Here is an 18688-nt window from a genome sequence, read left to right on the forward strand (position 1 = left end):
CTCCGCTTCGAGGTGTTCGCCTTGGGGTGTTCCAAGGTGTTCGGCCTCAAGACACCGGCCCCCGGGCCGGTGTGACACACAGGGTTGTGCGACCTGCGCCGTCACGACTCCCTTCACCCCCCCTTCTCCGGGGGAGTTGCCGGGCAGGCCCTACGAGTCGTGTCGCTCCAGGCCTTCCAGGGCGCGGGCCGCCCGGTCCGCCGTGCGGCGTGCCTCCTTCAGGGCGCGTTCCGCGGCCGTCACCGACGTGCCGGCCGTGGACGCGGCCGCCTCCGTGTCCCCCCGGGCCCGCCTGGCCTCCCGCAGGTCGGCCTCAAGACGTCCGACCCGGTCGGCGGCCTCCCCGGCCGCCGTCGCCGCCGTCCGCCGCGCCCGTTCCGCCTCGTCGAGCTCCCGCTCGCGCCGGGCGACCTCGGCATCGGCCTCCGTCGCCGCGGCCCGGGCGCGGTCGAGCCGCGCGGTGTCACCGTTCCTCTCCTTCCGCTCCCGCTTCGGCGCGGGGCGGGGCGGCACCGTGTCCGGGGTGATCTCCGTGAAGTCCACGGCGGCCTCGGGCACCTTCACGAGCCGGCCCTTCGACCACAGCTCGGCCACGTCCTGGTGGGCGAGCACACCCTGCAGGGTCTGCTCGATCTCGCGGACCACGGTGTCGCTCACGGGCTGTCCCGCGTCCCGCGCCAGCGCGGCGGCCGTCCGGGCGAGCGTGCCGACGAGCCGGTGCCGCTCCCGGCTCGCCTCCCGCATTCGCTCGGCGTCGAGCGTCCGGTGCGCCTCCCTGAGGGTCCTCCCCAGGCTCAGGAACCCGCGCGCCTCCTGGGGCCGTTCCCGGGCGAGCAGGTTCGCCGCCCAGGCGGCCGTGGCCGGCCTGCGCAGCGCGGCGATGGCCTTCGCCGACGTGGGGTCCTTCGCCCCGCGGGCCTCGGCGACGTAGGCGTCCCGGGCCGCGACGAAGTCCGCCGGCTTCAGCCCGTACAGCTCCTCGGTGACCTTCTCGACGTCCACACCGCCCACTGTCGCCGCTCGCCCGGTCGCCCACCTCCGCACCCGGGGCGGCTCGGCCGGTTGCCGGGCGTCCGTCACCCGGTCGAGCGGGAGACCCGGGGCGGGGCCGCGGGGTGTCCCTGACCTGCCGGACGGGGGCCGAGTTCAGGACGATCGATCGCTTCCCTTCGATGACTGTGCCCGATCGGTCACAACCGTGTCGTGACCGATCGTCGGAGTGCCACGTATCGAAAGAATTTCAAACCCTTCTGGAGAGTGAAACCGGCACATCCCCCGCCGAGGGCAGGGCTGGCCTGTTCTCCGTGTCGGCCGTCGGCACGCGACTAGAACTGTCCGCCGAGAGACCGTTCCGGCCGGCGGACGCCGGCCGGCCGTACCGAGAGGATCCTTCGTGAGCAACCCGCAGGAAGACGACGCCGTCAGCCCGGTCACCGCGGCACAGGTGCGCCACATCGCCGAGAACGGCCTCTACACCTCGCCCACCACGATCGACCCCGCCGCCGCCGGCCTCGCGCAGGCACTGATCGCCACCCTGGACGGCTCGGCGGAGCAACCGCTGCTCCCCGCCGACCTGCAGACGCTGACGGAGCAGGTGAAGGCGAAGGCGAGCATCGGCTTCCCGAGGATCACCGCCCACGACGGCGTCCGGCTGTCGGCCCACACCATCAAGCTCAACGGCGACGAGCCCCGCCCCGTGGTGATCGTGCCCGCGGGCTGGACCCCCTTCGGCTGGATCCTGTTCGAGTACGCGTACCTCCAACTGGCCCTGCGCGGCTACCACGTGCTCGCCTACACCCCGCGCGGCATCGGCCTGACCTTCCCCGTCACCGGCGGCGGCTACGTCGACGCGCCCTTCACCTCCGGCGGCACCATCGACGTGGCCGGGCCGCTGGACTGGGCCGACGGCTCCACCGTCATCGACTACGCCCAGGAGCACCTCAACCCCAGCCGCATCGCCTTCCTCGGCGAGTCGTACGGCTCCGGCATCAGCCAGCTCGTCGCGGCGCACGACCCGGCCGGGCGCGTGGACGCGGTCGTGGCCCTCAGCACCTGGGGCGACCTGGCCGACAGCCTCTACCAGAACGACACGCGCCACGAGGCGGCGGTGAAGGCCCTGATCGCCTTCACGGGCGGCCCCGAGGCGCGCAAGTTCGACCCCGCCACCCGTCAGATCCTGCACGACTTCCTGACCGGCCAGAACCTCGACGACGTCGTGGCGTGGGGCAAGGAGCGCTCGCCGCACTCGTACGCCGACGAGACCAACGCCCGCGGCGTCCCGACGTTCCTCTCGAACACCTGGCACGAGACCCTCTTCCCGGCCGGTCAGGTCGTCCGGCACTTCGAGCAGCTCACCGCGCCGAAGCACCTCAACCTGTGGATCGGCGACCACGCCGCGCCCGAGGGCGCCGGGCTCTCCGTCCCGTGCAGCGGACCGAACGTCCCCGTGGAAGAGGCGTTCGCCTGGCTGGACCACCACGTCCTCGGTGCCGCCAACGGCGTCCCCGAGTGGTCGCCGGTCCGCAGCCAGGTCATGTTCACGCCGTCCGTCCGCGAGGACGCGCCGTCCTGGTCCGAGGTCACCACCGGTACCGAGCAGTGGTACCTCACCGCCACGTCGGAAGCCGCCCACCAGGACGGCGGCCTCGTCACCACCGCGCCGGAGCCGGGCTGGAAGCGCGAGTTCACCGCGGGGCGGCTCACGGACGCCGTCGCCGTGGACGAGATCATCAAGACCGGCCAGGCCGAGTGGCAGGGCAACCCGAAGACGTACGAGACCGACAAGTTCGACCGCCAGCACCTCGCGGCGTGGACGAGCGCCCCGCTCCCCGCCGCCCGTCGCGTGCGGGGCGTCCCCGAGCTGACCCTCACGGTCCGCAGCACGGCCACGGAGACCACGCTCGTCGCGTACCTCTTCGACGTCAGCGCCGACCACACGGCCCGCATCATCACGCACGAGCCGTTCACCTTCACCGAGCTCACCCCGGGTGAGAACCGCACCGCCGTCTGGCGGCTCCAGCCCGCGGCCTACGACCTCGCCGCCGAGCACCGGCTCATGCTGGTCCTCACCAGCAAGGACCCGCTCTACTCCGACGCGAGCGTCGCGGACAGCACCACGACGATCACCTCCGTCGACGACTCCGCCGCGCGCCTGGTGCTGCCCCTCGGCTGACACGGGACCGGCAGGGACCGGCACCGGCACCCCGGTCGCGGGGTGCCGGTGCCGCAGGTCCACCTGGGTCACCGCCGTCGCGGCGCACCCCGCCCCGTGGTGGGCTGAGGCCGGCGGGGGGTGTCCGCTCATCCGATCCCACCGGGGCCATGATCATGACCCTCACCATGACCATCACCGTCGTGGCCATCGCCACGGCACTCGCACTCGGTCTGACCGCCGGCCGGCGCCGTCGTCGGCGCCCCGCCGGCGACGAGGACGCCGAGGCGTCGTTCGGCGACCTGATCAGTCCCCTGGAGACCCTCGCCGTCCTCCTCGTGGCCTTCGTCATCGTCGTCGCGGCCGAGTCGTACGGTGCGGCCTCGGCAGCTGTCGAGGCCGAGGCCGGCCGGGTCGACCAGCTCTACGAGGTGGCCGACTACGCCCCGGAACCGCAGCGCGAGCGGCTCCAGGCCGCCGCCGTCTGCTACGCGCGGGCCATCGAGGCCGCCGAATGGCCCCTGATGGCCGAGGGCGGCTCGAAGTCGCCCGTCGCGTCGGTCTGGTCCACCGACTTCCGGCGGCACTTCAAGGAGCTCGCCCACGGGGGTGACCCCACCTTCCCCCTCCTGGTGGCCGCCGACGACGAACGGTCCAAGGCCCGGCAGACCCGGATCTCCGAAGCGAGCCCCGCCATCCCCTCGTTCGTCTACTGGTTCATGGTCGTGGCCCTGGCCGCCACCGTGGGCGCCTTCGCCTACGGCCTGCCCCGCGACCGCAGGCCCGCGCACCTCGTCCTGCTCTACGTGCTCGCGGGGCTCTTCACCGGCTCCCTGCTGCTCATCGAGGACATCGACAGCCCGTTCACCGGCCGGATCCGCATCACCGGCGAGGTGATGCGACAGGCCTCCGAGGACATCACGGAGGACTTCACCGCCGACCACCCGACGGGCACGCTGCCGTGCGACGCGGACGGGACGCGGGTCGCGACCTGAGCCGGCGCCCGGCAGCGGCCCTCAGCGGCGGGCCTCGCGGACGCGCGCCGGGCGCGAACGGGTGGCGTGGCGAACCGTTGGGGCGCAACCTCCCGGGGCTCCTCACCGTCGCAGTGCCACGGCGGCGTGGTGTCCCTCCGGGACGGCGACGTCCGCGAGCAGCCAGCCGGTCGGGGCGGCGGGGAGCGGGCCCGCCCCCACGTACTCGGCGGACGGGTCGGCGCCCAGACCGATGCCGAGTCCCTTCAGATAGGCCTCCTTCCTCGTCCACACCCTGGCGAACGCGGCGGGGCGCAGGGCCGGGGTGAGGGCGGCGAGCTCCGCCGCCTCCGCCGGATGGAGGACCTCCGAGGCCTCCGCGACGGTGTGCGGCGCCGGCACCCGCTCGATGTCCACGCCGACGGGGGTGGACGCGACGGCGATCAGGCTCAGTCCCTCGCAGTGGGAGAGCGAGAAGTGCAGCCGGCCGTCGGGCAGCACTGGCCGTCCGTGCGGTTCTCCGCAGCAGGGGCACGGCGCCCGGGCCACCGACACGGCGCGGGGCGCGAGGTCCAGGTGGGCGCCGAGCAGGCGGCGCAGCCCCACGTGGGCGCACAGGTAGGTGGCACGGTCGCCGGGCCGGCGGAACTCCTCGGCACGGGCCAGTTCGGTGGTGTCCAGGACGAGGGGGGCGTACCGGGTGACGGTGTCCTGGTGGGTCTCGGTGGCCACCAGCCACAGCTGCGGTCGGACCGGGCCCAGTCCGGGCGGGCGCGGCAGGGCGGTGGTCAGGGGCGGCAGGGTGGTCGGGACGAGCGGGCCGGCCGGAGGGGCCGTCGGGGGTGGCGGGGAGTCCAAGGGGTCCAGGGAATCCAGGGAGTCCAGGGGAACCAGGGGAATCATGTCTGCCTCACACGGAAGTGGCGGTGGGCTCCGGTGCGGTACGGGTGCGGGCCTCGGCGCGCGGCACGGCGGAGGCCGCCCCACCGCGCAGCGCGACGGCCGCGGCGACCGGGGAGAGCAGGGCGAGACCGGCGCACAGCAGCCAGGTCCCGGTGACGCCCAGGTAGAGCGAGACGGGGCTGAACACGGCGAGGGACAGCGGCGCCGCGCCGATGCCGGAGAGCGCGAAGGTGGACATCGCTGCGCCCATCCGGCCCTCGGGGACGGCCTGCTGGTAGGCGGTGACCAGGGCGGGCCCGTTGAGGCCGGAGAGCAGACCGACGGCGCCGGCCGTGGCGGCCAGGACGACGGGCGAGGGGACCAGGGCCATGGCGGCCATGCCGGCCGCGAGGCCCACGCCGGTCACCACGAGCTTGGTGTGTGCCGGGATGCGGTGGGCCAGGGCCGCGCCCAGCGCGGCGGACGCCAGCGCGCCGGCGCCGAAGACGGAGAGGACCATGGCGACGGCGCCGACGCCCCAGCCCTCGTCGGCGGCCCGCAGGGGCAGCGCGACCTCCGCCGGCCACAGGAACGCGAGGTCCATGCAGAAGCACGCGACGAACATCCACCGCAGTCGCGGATGGGCGGCCAGGAGCCGGAAGCCGTCGCCGGAGCGGCGCAGCAGGGAGGGTCCCTGCGGGGCGCGCTCGGGCCGGGTCATGCCGTGGGTGACATGGGTGGCGCAGGCCAGCCAGACGGCGCAGCCGACGGCCGCGGCCGTCATGGCCACGGGGAGGCCTCCGACGACGACCAGCCAGGCCCCGAGGGGCGAGCCGGCGATGGGGGCGAGGCGGAGCACCATGGAGAAGAGCGAGTTGGCACGGCCGAGCTGGTCCTGGGGGGCCAGGCGTGGCAGCAGGACGCCCGACGCGGGGCCGGTGAGGCCGAGCAGGACGCCGTCGACGAGGGCGACGGCGATCAGCGGCCAGAGGGTCTCGGTGGTGGCGGTGACCGCGACGCCCGCCGCGAGGACGAGCACGCGCACGCCGGTCGCGCGCAGCAGGACGGCGCGGGGGCCGAGGACGTCGGCGAGGGCTCCGCCGAAGAGGAGGAGCAGGGCGCGGGGCAGGGTGGCGGCGAGGGTGACGTACGTGACGGCCTCACGGCCGTCGATCTGGACCGCCGTCCAGCTCATGGCGATGAGCAGGGCGAAACTGCCGGCCTGGACGGCGGCCTGGCCGATGACGAGGCTGCTGACGCGGCGCCAGTCGACGGCGGGCTGTCCGTCCGCCGGTGCGCTGGTCGTGGTGGTCGTTCCCATGGGGTCGGCTTTCTGTGGTCGAAGGGGGCGGGCGGGAGGACGGGACGTCAGAGGGGCGGACGGACGTGGACCCGGACGTGGGCGGCGTCGCCCCGGAGGGTGGCGGCGACGGCCAGGGCCACGGCGCGGTCCGCGGCCCGGCGCACGGCGCGGCGCCGGCGTGTGCCGAGGGCACTGGGCCGGGAGCCGGCCGGGGCGGCCGTCCGGGGCGTACGGAGTTCGACGCGGCCGCCGAGGTAGCCTCGGCCGGCCTCGGCCAGGGCGCGCTGGGCCGTGTGCCGGGCGGTGGTGGCGAGGCCGGTGCCGTCGTGGGTGACGGCCACGGTGATGCCGGGGGTCTCACGGACGGAGAAGCAGGCGTGGACGGCGTCGTTCCCGCCGCGCCGCCGGTGCGCGGTCACGGCATCGCTCCCGCCGGGTCGGTGACGCCCGGCGCGGGCGCCTCGGCACGGTGGTGGTGGGTGTCGGGCCACCACAGGTCCTCGGGGCCCAGTGCGTCGACCGCGTACTTGCCCAGCGCGCTGATGAGCAGCCGCAGTTCGAGGGCGATGCTGTCGGCGAGACGCTCCAGGCCGTGCTCGGGGTCCTCGTCGACGGCCACGAGGGCGGCGCGGCCCAGGCCGACGGCGGTGGCTCCGAGGGCGAGGGCGCGCACGGCGCGGCCGCCCTCCCACATGCCGCCGGTGGCGAGGAGACAGCCGTCGGGGCGGCCGATGCTGCGCAGGCAGGCGGCGAGGGGCAGGCCGACGTGGTCGAGGAAGACCCCCGGGGCCCAGCCGGTGCCGCCCTCGGCTCCGTCGACGGTGACGGCGTCCGCGCCGGCGGTCCAGGCGGTGCGGGCGGCATGGGCGATGTCACGGCCGGGGTGGAACTTCACCCAGGTGCGGGCCTTGGGGAAGTTGTTCCGCATGAAGCGCAGCTGCTGGCGGAGGATCTCGTCGGTGAAGGTGCCGGGGGTGGCGCAGCGGAGCTGGCGCTCGCCGTCTGCGTCGAGCACCGGGCGGACGGTGAAGCGGCGAGCGAGCTGCTCGGCCTCCGCGCGGTCGACGACGGTCATGCCGCCGAGGCCGGGTTTGGCGCCCTGCCCGGTCTTCAGCTCGAAGGCGAGCCGTCCGGTCTCCAGGAGGGGGCGGAAGGCGGGGTCGCTGTAGAGGAGGTTCCACACCTCGGAGTCGGCGTCCTCGGTGGACTGCTGGACGACGATGCCGCCGGCTCCGTCGGGTGCGGCGTCGAGGTAGGCCTCGACGCGGGCGAGGAGGGCGGAGCGGGTGGCGTCGCCGGCACGGCGGTAGCCGTGCACGGGGATCATGTTCTCCCCGATGACCATGGGGATGCCGAGGCGGGCGGCCTGCCGGCTCGCGTGGACGGCGAGGTCTCCGCTGCCGGCGCGGGTGGAGCCGAAGGCGGACAGGTAGAGGGGCAGCCGGGAGGTGAAGCCGCCGACGCGGGTGCCGAGGTCGACGTCGGTGAACTCCGGTTCCCGGGCGAGGTCGATGAGCTTCTCGAGGCGCTGGGGCATGAACACGGGCGGGACGATGCGGGCCCGGTCGAGGTCGTCGGCAGCGACGGCCGCCGCACCCGGTCCGTACAGCCGTGTGCCGTAGGTGGCGGGGTCGGGGAAGACCTCGGCGGTGCCGTTGCGGGCGCGGGCGCGGATCGCCCGCTCCGGGAGGCCGGGGGCGCTGAGGGCGGTCACGGGGCCACCACCCCGGGGAGCTTCGGGTAGGCGCTGACCTGCCAGAGGGCGTCGAGGCCCGTGAGGAAGCGGACCAGGCGCTGGAGGCCCATGCCGAAGCCGGCGCTGGCGGGCATGCCGTCGCGGGCCTCCTTGAGGTACCAGGCGTACTTGGCGGGGTTCTCCCCGCTCTCCCGCATGCGGGTGACGATGGTCGCGTAGTCGGCCTCGCGCTCGCTGCCGGAGACCAGCTCGCCGTATCCGTGCGGGGCGATGAGGTCGAAGTTGCGCAGGACGCCCGGGCGTTCGGGGTCCTCCCGGTCGTAGAAGCCGCGGGAGCCCTTGGGGTAGTCGTTGACGAAGAAGGGGCGGTCGCTCTCCAGGGAGAGGAGCCGCTCCCCGGCCCAGTCGATCTCGCCGTCGGGGTTCTGCGGGTGACCGGCGGCGAGGAGGCGGGAGACGGCGTCGTCGTGGGTGCACACGTCGTACTTGCCGGCCCGGATGTCGGCGAAGTCGCCTTCCACCCGGCCGAGTTCGCCGAGGATCTCGGGGACGGCGGTCCATACGTGCTCGGTGACGTGGGTGAGCAGGCCCGCGGCGATCTCCTGGGCGTCCTCGCGGCTCCCGTCGGCGATCTCCACGTCGATCTGGTGGAACTCGACGAGGTGACGGCCGGTCGTGGCGGTCTCCTCGGGCTCGACCCGCACGTTGGGGGCGATGTAGAAGAGCCGGGGGAAGCCGCGGAGGGACGCCTGCTTGTAGAGGATGGCGCTGGTCATCAGCTTGTACGGGTGGCCGTAGTAGTCGACGTCGAGGGCCTTGGCGCCCCGGCCGCCGGGGTCGGTGACGGGGCCGACCAGCGGGGGCAGCAGCTCGGTGAAGCCCTCGCCGCGGAGGAACGCGCGGGCGGCGTGGAGGGCCTCCTGCTGGACGAGCATGGCGGCGCGCAGCCGGGGCGAGCGGAGGTGTTCGCCCAGCGGGGGCGGGGTGGCCGGGGCGCCGGCGGGGTGGGGCGTGTCCATGGCGGGGCTCCTGTTCGGGTGGTCGGGAGGCGGGTGGTCGGGAGGCGGGCGGTCGGGAGGCGGGCGGTCGGGAGGCGGGTGGTCGGGAGGCTGTGGCCGGAGGCCGGAGGCCGGAGGCCGGTGGTCGGGCGTCGAGCGTTCGGGCGTCGAGCGTTCGGGCGGCAGCTGGTCGGGCGAGGGGTGCCGGGGGGCGGACGGTGGGCGAGGCGTTCGCCGGGCTGGTCAGACGGTGAGGGGGGTGGCCCGCGGTCGTCCGTGGCCGTCGCCGCTGTCGCGGTGGCCGGGGCTGTCGTAGCGGTCGGCGACGTGATGGAGCGCGGCGAGCAGGCCGGCCGAGGTGAGGGGCGCCGCGTCGGCCGCCGCGTCGGGGCGGATCGGCATGGCGCCGGTCCTGGCCCAGCGGAGGCGGCCCCCGGGGTCGACGAAGCCCAGGGAGCGGCCGGCGTTGTCGGGGTGGAGGCAGAAGGGCACGTCCAGGAGGCCCCGTTCGAAGGCGGCCGGCAGGGCGCGGGACAGGTCGGGGTGGAGACCGAGGACGGTCTCGACGAGCGTGCGGGCCTCCTCGTACACCTCGCCGCCCCCGTCCGTCGTGGCGTCGGGCGCCGGGGGTCCGGCGAGCGCGGCGGCCGCGGCGGCGGTCTCCAGGGCGCGGACGTTCTCCTCGACGGTCGGGATGCGATGGGCCTCCGCCGTGGTCTTGACGATGAGGCGGCCGGCGCCGGAGCGCACGGCGAGCCGGGCGGAGGCCTCCAGGAGACGGGTGGCGCCCTGTTCGGTGCGCGGGTAGACGCCCATGTACGTGTAGAGGACGACGTGGTGGTCGATGCCGTCGGGCAGGAACTCGGCGGCGAGCCGGTGCAGGGCGCGCAGGGCCTCCTCGTCCTGGACCGGGTCGGTCTGCTGGGCGTAGCTGAGCGAGACGCTGCGCAGTCCGAACTGGGCGAAGAACAGGCACTCCAGGACGCTGGTGGCGACGAGCAGGCCGGGCGGGCAGAGCTGCCCGAGGAGGCAGCCGCCGAAGCTCTCCAGGTGGGGTACGGCTCCCGGGCGCGCCGCGTCGGCGAGGAGTTCGCAGGCGCGGGCCCAGGCGGTGACGGACTCGCGCAGGGGGGTGCGGCCGTAGGGCAGGCAGTAGGAGACGGGGCCGCCTTCGGTGGCGTCGAGGCCGGCGGCGGTGAGCGCCCGGATGATGGCCAGGGGGCGGGCGGAGCCGTGCCGGACCTGTACGGGGAAGTCGGCGTCGAACAGGCCGTCGAGGACGGCGCGGGTGGTGTCCGGGGCGTGCGCGGCGATCGGGTAGCCGTTGAGGCGGCTTCCCTCGGCGACGGCGGCGCGGGCCGCGGCGAGGTCGCCGACGCGGGTGTAGCTGTCGACGGTCAGGGTGCCCGCGGTGTGGGCGGTGGCGGCCCTGGTGCGGGCGAGTCCGGCCCGCATGCGGGCGGGGTCGCCGAAGCCCATGCGGGGCTGGACGACGAGCCGTCCTGCGGCGGCGGACGCGGCGACGAAGCCGCCGAAGTCGGGGGCCTGGGCGGTCAAGCCGGCACCTCCCTGCGGGCGCGTGCGGCGAGGAACGCGCGGAGGGCGTCCACATCCTCGCCGAGGACGGCGTCGCAGCCGGCCTCGGTCAGTCGTGCCACGTCCGCCTCCTGGCGGTGTCCGGCGACGCCGAGCTTGCCGCCGAGCACCACGGGGAGGGCGGCGAGGGCGGGTTCCGCGCGCAGCCGGCGGACGGCGGCGAGTCCGTCGCGGTAGCCGTGCCCGTTGACACTGCTGAGCACCACCGCGTCGGGCGCGTGGCGCAGACAACCGGCGACCAGCAGCTCGGCAGGGGCGCAGGGCCCGAGCCCGACGACCTCGTGGCCCTGTTCCTCGAGGAAGAGACGGAGGTACACGAGATTCCATGTGTGGGAATCCGATGCGGTTCCGCTCAGGAGTATCTTCATGTGTCGAGGATAGATTTCCGGGGATTCCGGAAGAGGAAGTACGACCGGCAGCAAGGACCGGCACTTTCGCTCCCTGAATTCCTCCGGAGAACGAGCCTGCCGGAAACGGGAAATGCGCCGTGCCCCGCATCGGATGCGGGGCACGGCGCTCGGTTCGCCGCGCTGTCAGGCGTACTGGGCGACGAGGCTGCGCGGGCGGATGTCGGTCCAGTGGGTGGTGATGTAGTCGAGGGCTTCGACCCTGTCACCGGCGCCCCAGACACTGGTCCAGCCGGCCGGGATGTCCGCGAAGGCGGGCCACAGGGAGTGCTGTCCCTCGTCGTTCACGACGACGTGGAAGGTGCCCTCGGCGTTGTCGAACGGGTTGACGGACTCGCTCATGACTGGCTCCTCGTTTCTTCCTTCTGGAGCGCGGAGAGTTTCTCCGCGACTATTCTTCCGATGTTTTCGAGAGGTTCCGGTTCGGCCATCCGAAGGTGGCCGCATTCGAGGGTGTGATTGTCGATGACGCCCTCGGTGAAGGGAATCCAGGTGGCGGCGAGAGCGCCTTCGGGCTCTCCCGGCCGGCGGGCGGTGAAGAACAGCGTGTCGGCGTCGGCGACGCCCGGCACGTGCCGTGCCATGAGGGCGGCGTGCGTCTCGGAGGCGCGCAGCACCGCCCGGAGCTCGGCGTCGGAGAATCCGGCGAGGACGGGGTCCTCGCGACGGATGTCCTCCAGCGCCGCGGCGAGCTCGACGGGATCCGTCGGGGCGGGCGTCCCGGCGCGCTCCTCGGGCGGGAGCACGGAGACGCTGCCGGGTCCCGTCTGGTGGGTGTCCATCAGCGCGAGGAGTTCGACCCGTTCGCCGGTCTCGCGGAGCCGTACCGCCATCGTGTGGGCGACGATGCCGCCGTAGCTCCAGCCGAGCAGCCGGTACGGGCCCCAGGGCTGGATCTGCCGGATCTGCTCCAGGTAGTCGTCGGCCATCGCCTCGACGCTGCGCGGCCGGTGGCCGGGCTCGCTCAGGGCGCGGGCCTGGAGGGCGTACAGCGGCTGGTCGTCGCCCAGGTGGCGGGCGAGCCCGGCGTAGGCCCAGCCGACGCCGGTGCCCGGGTGCACGCAGAACAGCGGGCGGCGGGTGCCCCGGGTGCTGAGCGGGAGCAGGACGCCCAGGGCGGCGGCCGTGGTGGCGTCGTCGGGCGAGCCGAGCAGGCCGGCGGGGGTGGGCAGCCGGAACAGGTCACGGACGGTGCGCTCGATGCCGAGGACCGTGCGGACGCGGTTGACCAGGCGGACGCCGAGGAGCGAATGGCCGCCCAGGGCGAAGAAGTTGTCGTCGATGCCGACGCGGGGGACGTCGAGGATCTCGGCGAAGAGCGCGCACAGCACCTCCTCGCGGGCGTTGCGCGGCTGCCGCCCGCTTTCCCCGGCGGCGGGGCGGTGCGGGGCGGGGAGCGCCGCCCGGTCGGGTTTGCCGTTGACGGTGAGCGGCAGGGAGTCGAGGACGACGACCGCGGTGGGCACGAGGTGCTCGGGGAGGGCGGCGCGCGCCTCGGCGAGCACTTCTGCCTCGGTGACCTGGGTGTCCGCGCGGGGGACGACGTAGCCGACGAGGGTCTTGTCCCCGGGCCGGTCCTCGCGGACCACGACGAGGGCCTGGCCCACGGCGGGGTGCGCGGCGAGGGCGCGTTCGACCTCGCCGGGTTCGATCCGCACGCCCCGCAGCTTGATCTGGCCGTCGGCACGCCCCAGGAAGCGGAGTTCGCCGGCGGGGGTCCACAGGACGCGGTCGCCGGTGCGGTACATGCGGCTGCCGTCGGCCTCGAAGGGGTCGGGGACGAACCGCTCGGCGGTCAGTCCGGCCCGGCCGAGGTAGCCGCGGGCCACGTGGGATCCCGCGACGTACAGCTCGCCGGGGACGCCCGGCGGGACGGGGCGCAGGGTGTCGTCGAGGACGTGGCTGCGGGTGTTGTCCATGGGCCGTCCGAGGTGGAGTCCGGCGCCGCCCAGGGTGCGTTCGCCGGTGCCGAACCACTGGTTGTGGGAGGCGAAGGTGGTCTCGGTGGGGCCGTAGGAGTGGACGAGGACGGTGTCGGGGCAGTGGGTGAGGACCCGCTGGACGGCCGCCGGGTTGGCGACGTCGCCGCCGGTCCACACCTCACGCAGGAGCCGCAGGGTGTCCAGGCCCTCGTCGGCCATGACGTGGAAGAGGCCGACGGTGAAGTAGGCGGTGGTGACGGCGTGTTCGCGGACCGCGCGGGCGGTCTCGGCGAGGTCCGTGCCGTCGCCGCGCATGAGGACCAGGGCGCCGCCGTTCAGGAGCGGCACCCAGATCTCGAAGACGGAGGCGTCGAAGCCGGTGGCGGAGTGGACCAGCATCCGGCGGGGGCCGCCGGCGCGGACGTCGCGGTCCCGGGCGAGCTCCACCACGTTGCGGTGGGTGACGCCGACGCCCTTCGGCCGGCCGGTCGAGCCGGACGTGAACATCACGTACATGAGGTCGTCCCCGGTGGCGTGCGGCTCCTCGCCGAGCGGTTCTCCGGTGCCGGGCGCTTCCACGTCGAGGACCGTCGGTACGGCTCCCCCGGCCCGGGCGGCGTGGTCCGCGTCGGTCGCCACCAGGCGGGCTCCGGCGTCCTCCAGCATCAGCCAGATCCTGGATTCGGGCAGGCGGGGGTCGAGGGGGAGGTAGGCGGCGCCGCACCTGAGGACGGCGAGGGCCGTCACCACCAGGGGCACACCGCGGGCGAGGAGGACGCCGACGGTGTCGCCGCGGCGCACCCCGGCGGCGCGGAGGCGGGTGGCCAGCGCACCGGCGCGGGCGTCGAGCGCTCCGTAGCCGAGGGTCTCCCCGTCGGTGATCAGCGCGGGCGCGTCGGGGGTCCGCGCGGCCCGCTGGGCGATCAGCCCGTGGATCGTGTCCGGGGCCGCGGGGGCCGGGGTGGCCGTGTCGTTGTAGTCGGCGACGAGGCGGAACCGGTCGGCGGCGGTGAGCAGTTCGACGTCCCCGATCCGTACACCGGGGTCGGTCGCCGCGGCCCGCAGGATCCGCTCCAGGTGGGCGGCGAGCAGGGCGGCGGTGGAGGCGTCGAAGAGGTCCCTGGCGTACTCGAGGCCGCCGGTCAGGCCCGCGGGCCGTCCTTCCCCGTCCCGTCGCTCGTCGAGGGCGAAGGTCAGGTCGAACTTGGTGGAGACGGTGTCGAGCAGCGCCGGCCCGCCGTCCGTGAAGAGGCTCTTCGCGGCGGACGCGGCGGGGACGTCGCCGGTGTAGTCGTGGTGGAGCTGGACGACGATCTGGGCCAGCGGGTGGTGGGCGGTGGTGCGGACCGGGTTGAGGTGCTCGACGACCCGGTCGAAGGGGAGTTCCTGGTGCGCGTAGGCGGCCAGGTCGGTCCGCCGGACCCGGTCGAGGAGTTCGGTGAAGGTGGGGTCTCCGGAGGTGTCGGTGCGCAGCACCAGGGTGTTGACGAAGAAGCCGACCAGATCGCCCAGCGTCTCGTCGTCGCGTCCCGCGGTCATGGTGGCGAGGGGCAGGTCGGTGCCCGCGCCGTGCCGGGTGAGGACGGCGGCGAGGGCGGCCTGGAGGACCATGAACAGGGTGGCGCCGCTGCCGCGGGCCACGGCTTCGAGGGCCTGGTGGGTGGCGGCGTCGACGGTGACGGGCGCGCGGCCGCCGCGGTGGGTGGCCTCGGCGGGGCGGGGGCGGGCGGAGGGGAGTTCGAGCACCGCGGGGGCGCCGGCGAGGGTCTTCTCCCAGAACTCCAGGTGGGCGGCGGCGGCCGGGCCGTCGATCAGGTCGCGCTGCCAGAGGGTGTAGTCGGCGTACTGGACGGGCAGCGGTTCCCAGCCGGGGTCACGGCCCTCCACGCGGGCGCGGTAGGCGGCCCCGAAGTCGGCGAGGAGCGGTCCGGTGGACCAGCCGTCGGCGGCGATGTGGTGGACGAGCAGGACCAGGACCTGTCCGCCGCCGTCGTCCGGGGTGACGAGGGCGGCCCGCAGGGGCGTCTCCTCGGCCAGGTCGAAGACGTGTCCGGCGGCTTCGGCGACGGCTGCCGGGAGCCGGTCGGCCGGGACGGTCCGTACGTCCAGGGTGGGACGGACGGAGGGAAGGATCTCCTGGTGGGGGTCGCCGTCGACGGTCCGGTAGCGGGTGCGCAGCACTTCGTGCCGGTCGGAGAGGTCGGTGAGGGCCTCGGCCAGCGCACCGGCGTCGAGGGGTTCCGCCGGCCTGAGGACGAGGGGGATGTTGTAGGAGGCGCTGGGGCCTTCGAGGGTGTCGATGAACCACAGCCTGCGCTGGGCGTACGACAGGGGGACGCGTGCGGTGCGGTCGGCGCGCGGGACGGGTCGGGGGCGTGCGGGCTCGGGGACCCCGTCCGCCTCCTGGGCGGTGGACCGGGCGGCGATGCGGCGGGCGAGGGCGTCGGGGGTGGGCGCGAGGAGCAGGTCGCGGACCTGGACGTCGACGCCGAGGCGGGCGCGGATCCGGTTGGCGAGGCGGACGCCGCTCATGGAGTGGCCGCCGATGGTGAAGAAGCCCTCGTGCGGGCCGACCTGGTCCAGGCCGAGGACGTCGGCGAACAGTTCCCGCAGGGTGTCGGTGTGCGGGGCGGGCGGTTCGGTGCTGGGGCCTGGGGTCGCCTCGGCGGAGCGCGCTGCGGTGCGGGCACGCCGTTCGTCCAGGGCGTGGCGGGCGGGGGGGTCGACGAGAGCGGTGTCCGGGACCGGCGTCCCGGGGGCGTCGGCGGCGGCGCGCAGGGCGCGGTCCAGGGCGGTGAGGAGGATGCGGGCGGTGTCCTCGTCGAGGATGTCGCGCGCGTACTCCAGGCCGAGGCGGAGCCCCGCGGGGTCGCCGTCGGCGTCCCTGAGTTCCTCGAAGGCGGCCGTGAGGTCGAACTTGGTGGTGGCGGGTCCTTCGCCGGCGAAGCGGCCCCGGACGGCGCCGAGGCGGAAGGGTCCGGCGTCGGGTCCCGTGGTCCGCAGGGTCAGCATGACCTGGAAGAGCGGATGGACACCGGGCGTACGGGGCGGGTTGAGGTGCTCGACGAGGAGGTCGAACGGGAGCCGCTGGTGGGCGAAGGCGGCGAGGTCGGTGTCCCGGACCCGGTGCAGGAGGTCGGTGAAGGCGGGGTCGCCGGAGGTGTCGGTGGGCAGGACGAGGGTGTTGACGAAGAAGCCGACCAGCTCGTCCAGGGCCTCGTCGTCGCGTCCCGCGACCGGGGTGCCGAGGACGGTGTGCTCTCCCGCGCCGGCCGCGCGCAGGGCGAGCGCGAGCGCGGCCTGGGCCACCATGAGCAGGCTGGCGTCGTGCTCCTCGGCGAGGCGGGCGAGCCGCGCGTGGACGCCCGGTCCGAGGGTGGTGGTCACGAGCCCGCCGTCGTGGGCGCGGACCGCGGGGCGGGGCCGGTCGAGGGGCAGATCGGTCGCGGCCGGCAGCCCGTCGAGGGCGGTGCGCCAGTGGGCGAGGCCCCGGGCCACGAGGGAGTCGGCGTCGTCCGCGTCGCCGAGGAGGTCGTTCTGCCAGAGCGTGTAGTCGGCGTACTGGACGGGCAGCGGCTCCCGTTCGGGGGCGCGGCCCTCGGCGCGTGCGGCGTACGCGTGGGCGAGGTCGGTCATCAGCGGTTCGAGGGACCAGCCGTCGCCGGCGACGTGATGGAGCAGGACGGCCAGGGTGGCGCCCGCGCCGTCGTCGGGCAGGAACAGGGCGACCCGCAGCGGGAGTTCGCGGGCGAGGTCGAAGGTCTCGGCGGTGAACCGGGCGACCCGCTCGGCGCGTTCGCCCGCCGGGCACTCGACCGTGCGCAGCCGGACGGCGCCGGGGGCGAGGACGTGCTGGTACGGCTCGTCGTCGGGGGCCGGGAACACGGTGCGCAGCACCTCGTGCCGCTCGACGAGGTCCGTCACGGCCGCGGCGAGCGCGGCGCGGTCGGGGACCGTCTCCAGGTCGAGGACGATCGGCATGTTGTAGGCGGCGGACGGTCCGTCGAGCTGGCCGATCAGCCACAGGCGGCGCTGGGCGTGCGAGAGCGGGACCCGGTCCTCGACGGGCAGCGGCTCCTCGTCGACGACGGGCAGGCGGGGGTCGGCCGTACGGAGGGCCTTGCGGTTGATCTTGCCGGAGCTGGTACGGGGCAGGGCGACGACGATCGAGACGGCGGGCACGGCGGCGGCGGGCATCCGCGCGCGTACCCAGTCGCGCAGCTCCTCGGCGCCGGTGCCGCCCTCGGTCACCACGAAGGCGACGAGGCGCTTGACGCCGTCGCCGTCCTGCTGCGCGACGACGGCGGCCTCCCGGATCCCGGAATGGCCGGCGAGGACGGAGTCCACGGCGGCGGGGTCGATGCGCTGGCCGCCGATCTTCACCTCGTCGTCCAGGCGGCCGTGGTACAGGATCTGCCGGTCCTCGCCGATGGTGACCAGGTCGCCCGTGCGGTAGGCGCGTTCGCCGTCGAGCTCGGTGAAGCGGCGGGCGTTCAGTTCGGGCCGGTGGAGGTAGCCGCGGGTCAGGCCGCCGCCGAGCAGCCACAGTTCGCCGTCGACGACGGCGGCGCGGACGCCGGGCAGCGGCCGGCCGATGGGGATGGGCCCGTCGTCGTGGCGGCTGAGGTCGGCCATGGTGGCCACGACGGTGGTCTCGGTGGGGCCGTAGCCGTTGAGGAGCCGGATCCGGTCGCCGACGAGTCCCCGCCACTGGGCGACCCGCTCGGGCAGGGCCGCCTCGCCGTAGATCATCACGGTCCGCAGGCCCTCGGGGAGCGTGACGGAACCGGTCGTGAGGACGTAGACCAGCTCGTGCCAGTAGGCGGCGGGCAGGTCGAGGTAGGTGACGCCGTGCCGGGCGCAGCCCGCGAGGAGCTCGGCCACGTCGAGCATGTCGTCCGTGCGCAGGACGAGGGTGCCGCCAGCTCCCAGGGTCGTGAAGATCTCCTGGATGCTGGCGTCGAAGTGGAGCGGGCTGAACTGGAGGACCGCGTCGTCGGGGCCGATGCCGTAAGCGGGGGTCGCACCCGCGATGAAGTGGGCCAGGGAGTCGTGCGCGACGACGACGCCGTTGGGGGTGCCGGTGGACCCGGAGGTGTAGATGACGTAGGCCGCGCCCTCTCCGGCGCCGGGGCCGCCGAGGACGAGCTCGCCGTGGAGGGCGACCTCGGCGGGGGTCGGCGCCAGGTCGCCGCACGCGTCCTTGAGGATCGCCTCGTTGCGGGCGTCGGGGGCCTGGACGTCCAGGGGCAGGTAGGCGGCGCCGGTGCCGAGGACGGCGAGCAGTCCGACGACGGCGTCGATGCCTCGGGGCCGGTGGAGGGCGACGAGCCGGCCGGGGCCCGCGCCCTGAGCGGCGAGCTCACCGGCCCGGTCGCGCACGGCGGCGGCGAGCTCCGCGTAGGTGAGGCGGGCGTCGGCGTGCACCAGGGCCGGGGCGTCGGGGCGGATGCGCGTCTGGCGGGCGATCAGGTCGAGCACGGGCGGCGCGGGGGCGGGAGAGGGTCCGCCGTCGAGCAGGTCTTCCGTTCTGCTGGGGGGCATGCTGAGTTCCTCCGGTAAGGGGCCGAGAGACCGGGGCGAACGGTTCCTCTCGCCTCCGTGGCCTTCACGCTAGGCGCGGACCGCCGCCGCCCGGGGCAGTCGGCCCGGCAGCTCGGGGTGCCCCGGCAACTCCGACCGGCAGAAGCCTCCCGCCACGAGCTGCCGGTTCCGCGCGCCGCGGACGTCCCCCAGGGGTGGCGTCGGGGTGGTACCAG

Annotated in this window: 12 protein-coding genes; 2 read left to right on the forward strand and 10 right to left on the reverse strand. The window is 74.8% G+C overall.

The genetic code is table 11. The annotated features are described in order from the left end of the window. Positions 1 to 150: 150 nt before the first annotated feature. The gene (locus tag ABTY59_RS18410) at positions 151 to 1002 is read right to left on the reverse strand and encodes a hypothetical protein (RefSeq protein ID WP_352020007.1); all 852 of its coding nucleotides are present in this window, start codon (positions 1000 to 1002) and stop codon (positions 151 to 153) included. 391 nt (positions 1003 to 1393) lie between these two features. Here ABTY59_RS18410 and ABTY59_RS18415 point away from each other — a divergent pair, with 391 nt between their 5' ends. Both ABTY59_RS18415 and ABTY59_RS18420 read left to right on the forward strand, forming a co-directional pair. Further along, entirely contained in the window at positions 1394 to 3172 is a 1779-nt protein-coding gene (locus ABTY59_RS18415) for a CocE/NonD family hydrolase (protein ID WP_352020008.1), read from the forward strand. A 167-nt stretch (positions 3173 to 3339) separates the two neighbouring features. Then, positions 3340 to 4146, forward strand: coding sequence for a bestrophin-like domain (locus tag ABTY59_RS18420; protein ID WP_352020009.1), 807 nt, complete (start codon positions 3340 to 3342; stop codon positions 4144 to 4146). A gap of 102 nt (positions 4147 to 4248) precedes the next feature. On the opposite strand, the gene ABTY59_RS18425 is transcribed toward ABTY59_RS18420, so the two are convergent. From ABTY59_RS18425 to ABTY59_RS18465, 9 genes are all read right to left on the reverse strand, one after another. After that, the gene (locus ABTY59_RS18425) at positions 4249 to 5028 is read right to left on the reverse strand and encodes a 4'-phosphopantetheinyl transferase family protein (RefSeq protein WP_352020010.1); all 780 of its coding nucleotides are present in this window, start codon (positions 5026 to 5028) and stop codon (positions 4249 to 4251) included. A gap of 7 nt (positions 5029 to 5035) precedes the next feature. Beyond that, positions 5036 to 6328 carry an MFS transporter gene (locus tag ABTY59_RS18430; RefSeq protein ID WP_352020011.1) on the reverse strand — a complete coding sequence of 431 codons (1293 nt, stop codon included), beginning with the start codon at positions 6326 to 6328 and terminating at the stop codon, positions 5036 to 5038. 47 nt (positions 6329 to 6375) lie between these two features. Then, on the reverse strand, positions 6376 to 6729 hold the full coding sequence (locus ABTY59_RS18435) for a hypothetical protein (RefSeq protein WP_352020012.1): 354 nt from the start codon (positions 6727 to 6729) through the stop codon (positions 6376 to 6378). Next, complete coding sequence (locus ABTY59_RS18440) at positions 6726 to 8024, reverse strand: glutamate synthase-related protein (protein ID WP_352020013.1); 1299 nt, start codon at positions 8022 to 8024, stop codon at positions 6726 to 6728. The genes ABTY59_RS18435 and ABTY59_RS18440 overlap by 4 nt, the downstream gene beginning before the upstream one ends. After that, entirely contained in the window at positions 8021 to 9025 is a 1005-nt protein-coding gene (locus ABTY59_RS18445) for an asparagine synthetase A (protein WP_352020014.1), read from the reverse strand. The genes ABTY59_RS18440 and ABTY59_RS18445 overlap by 4 nt, the downstream gene beginning before the upstream one ends. Positions 9026 to 9247: 222 nt before the next feature. After that, the gene (locus ABTY59_RS18450; RefSeq protein WP_352020015.1) at positions 9248 to 10561 is read right to left on the reverse strand and encodes a methylaspartate mutase; all 1314 of its coding nucleotides are present in this window, start codon (positions 10559 to 10561) and stop codon (positions 9248 to 9250) included. Continuing rightward, positions 10558 to 10968 (reverse strand): cobalamin B12-binding domain-containing protein, encoded by a 411-nt coding sequence (locus tag ABTY59_RS18455; RefSeq protein WP_352020016.1) that lies wholly within the window; start codon positions 10966 to 10968, stop codon positions 10558 to 10560. Before ABTY59_RS18455 ends, ABTY59_RS18450 begins: the two co-directional genes overlap by 4 nt. A gap of 165 nt (positions 10969 to 11133) precedes the next feature. Then, positions 11134 to 11349: an MbtH family protein gene (locus ABTY59_RS18460; protein WP_352020017.1), complete on the reverse strand. Its 216-nt coding sequence runs from the start codon at positions 11347 to 11349 to the stop codon at positions 11134 to 11136. Further along, positions 11346 to 18473, reverse strand: coding sequence for a non-ribosomal peptide synthetase (locus ABTY59_RS18465; RefSeq protein WP_352020018.1), 7128 nt, complete (start codon positions 18471 to 18473; stop codon positions 11346 to 11348). The genes ABTY59_RS18460 and ABTY59_RS18465 overlap by 4 nt, the downstream gene beginning before the upstream one ends. Between the last annotated feature and the right edge of the window lie 215 nt (positions 18474 to 18688).

It is taken from the genome of Streptomyces sp. NPDC096079, assembly GCF_040303145.1.
Classification (GTDB): Bacteria; Actinomycetota; Actinomycetes; order Streptomycetales; family Streptomycetaceae; genus Streptomyces.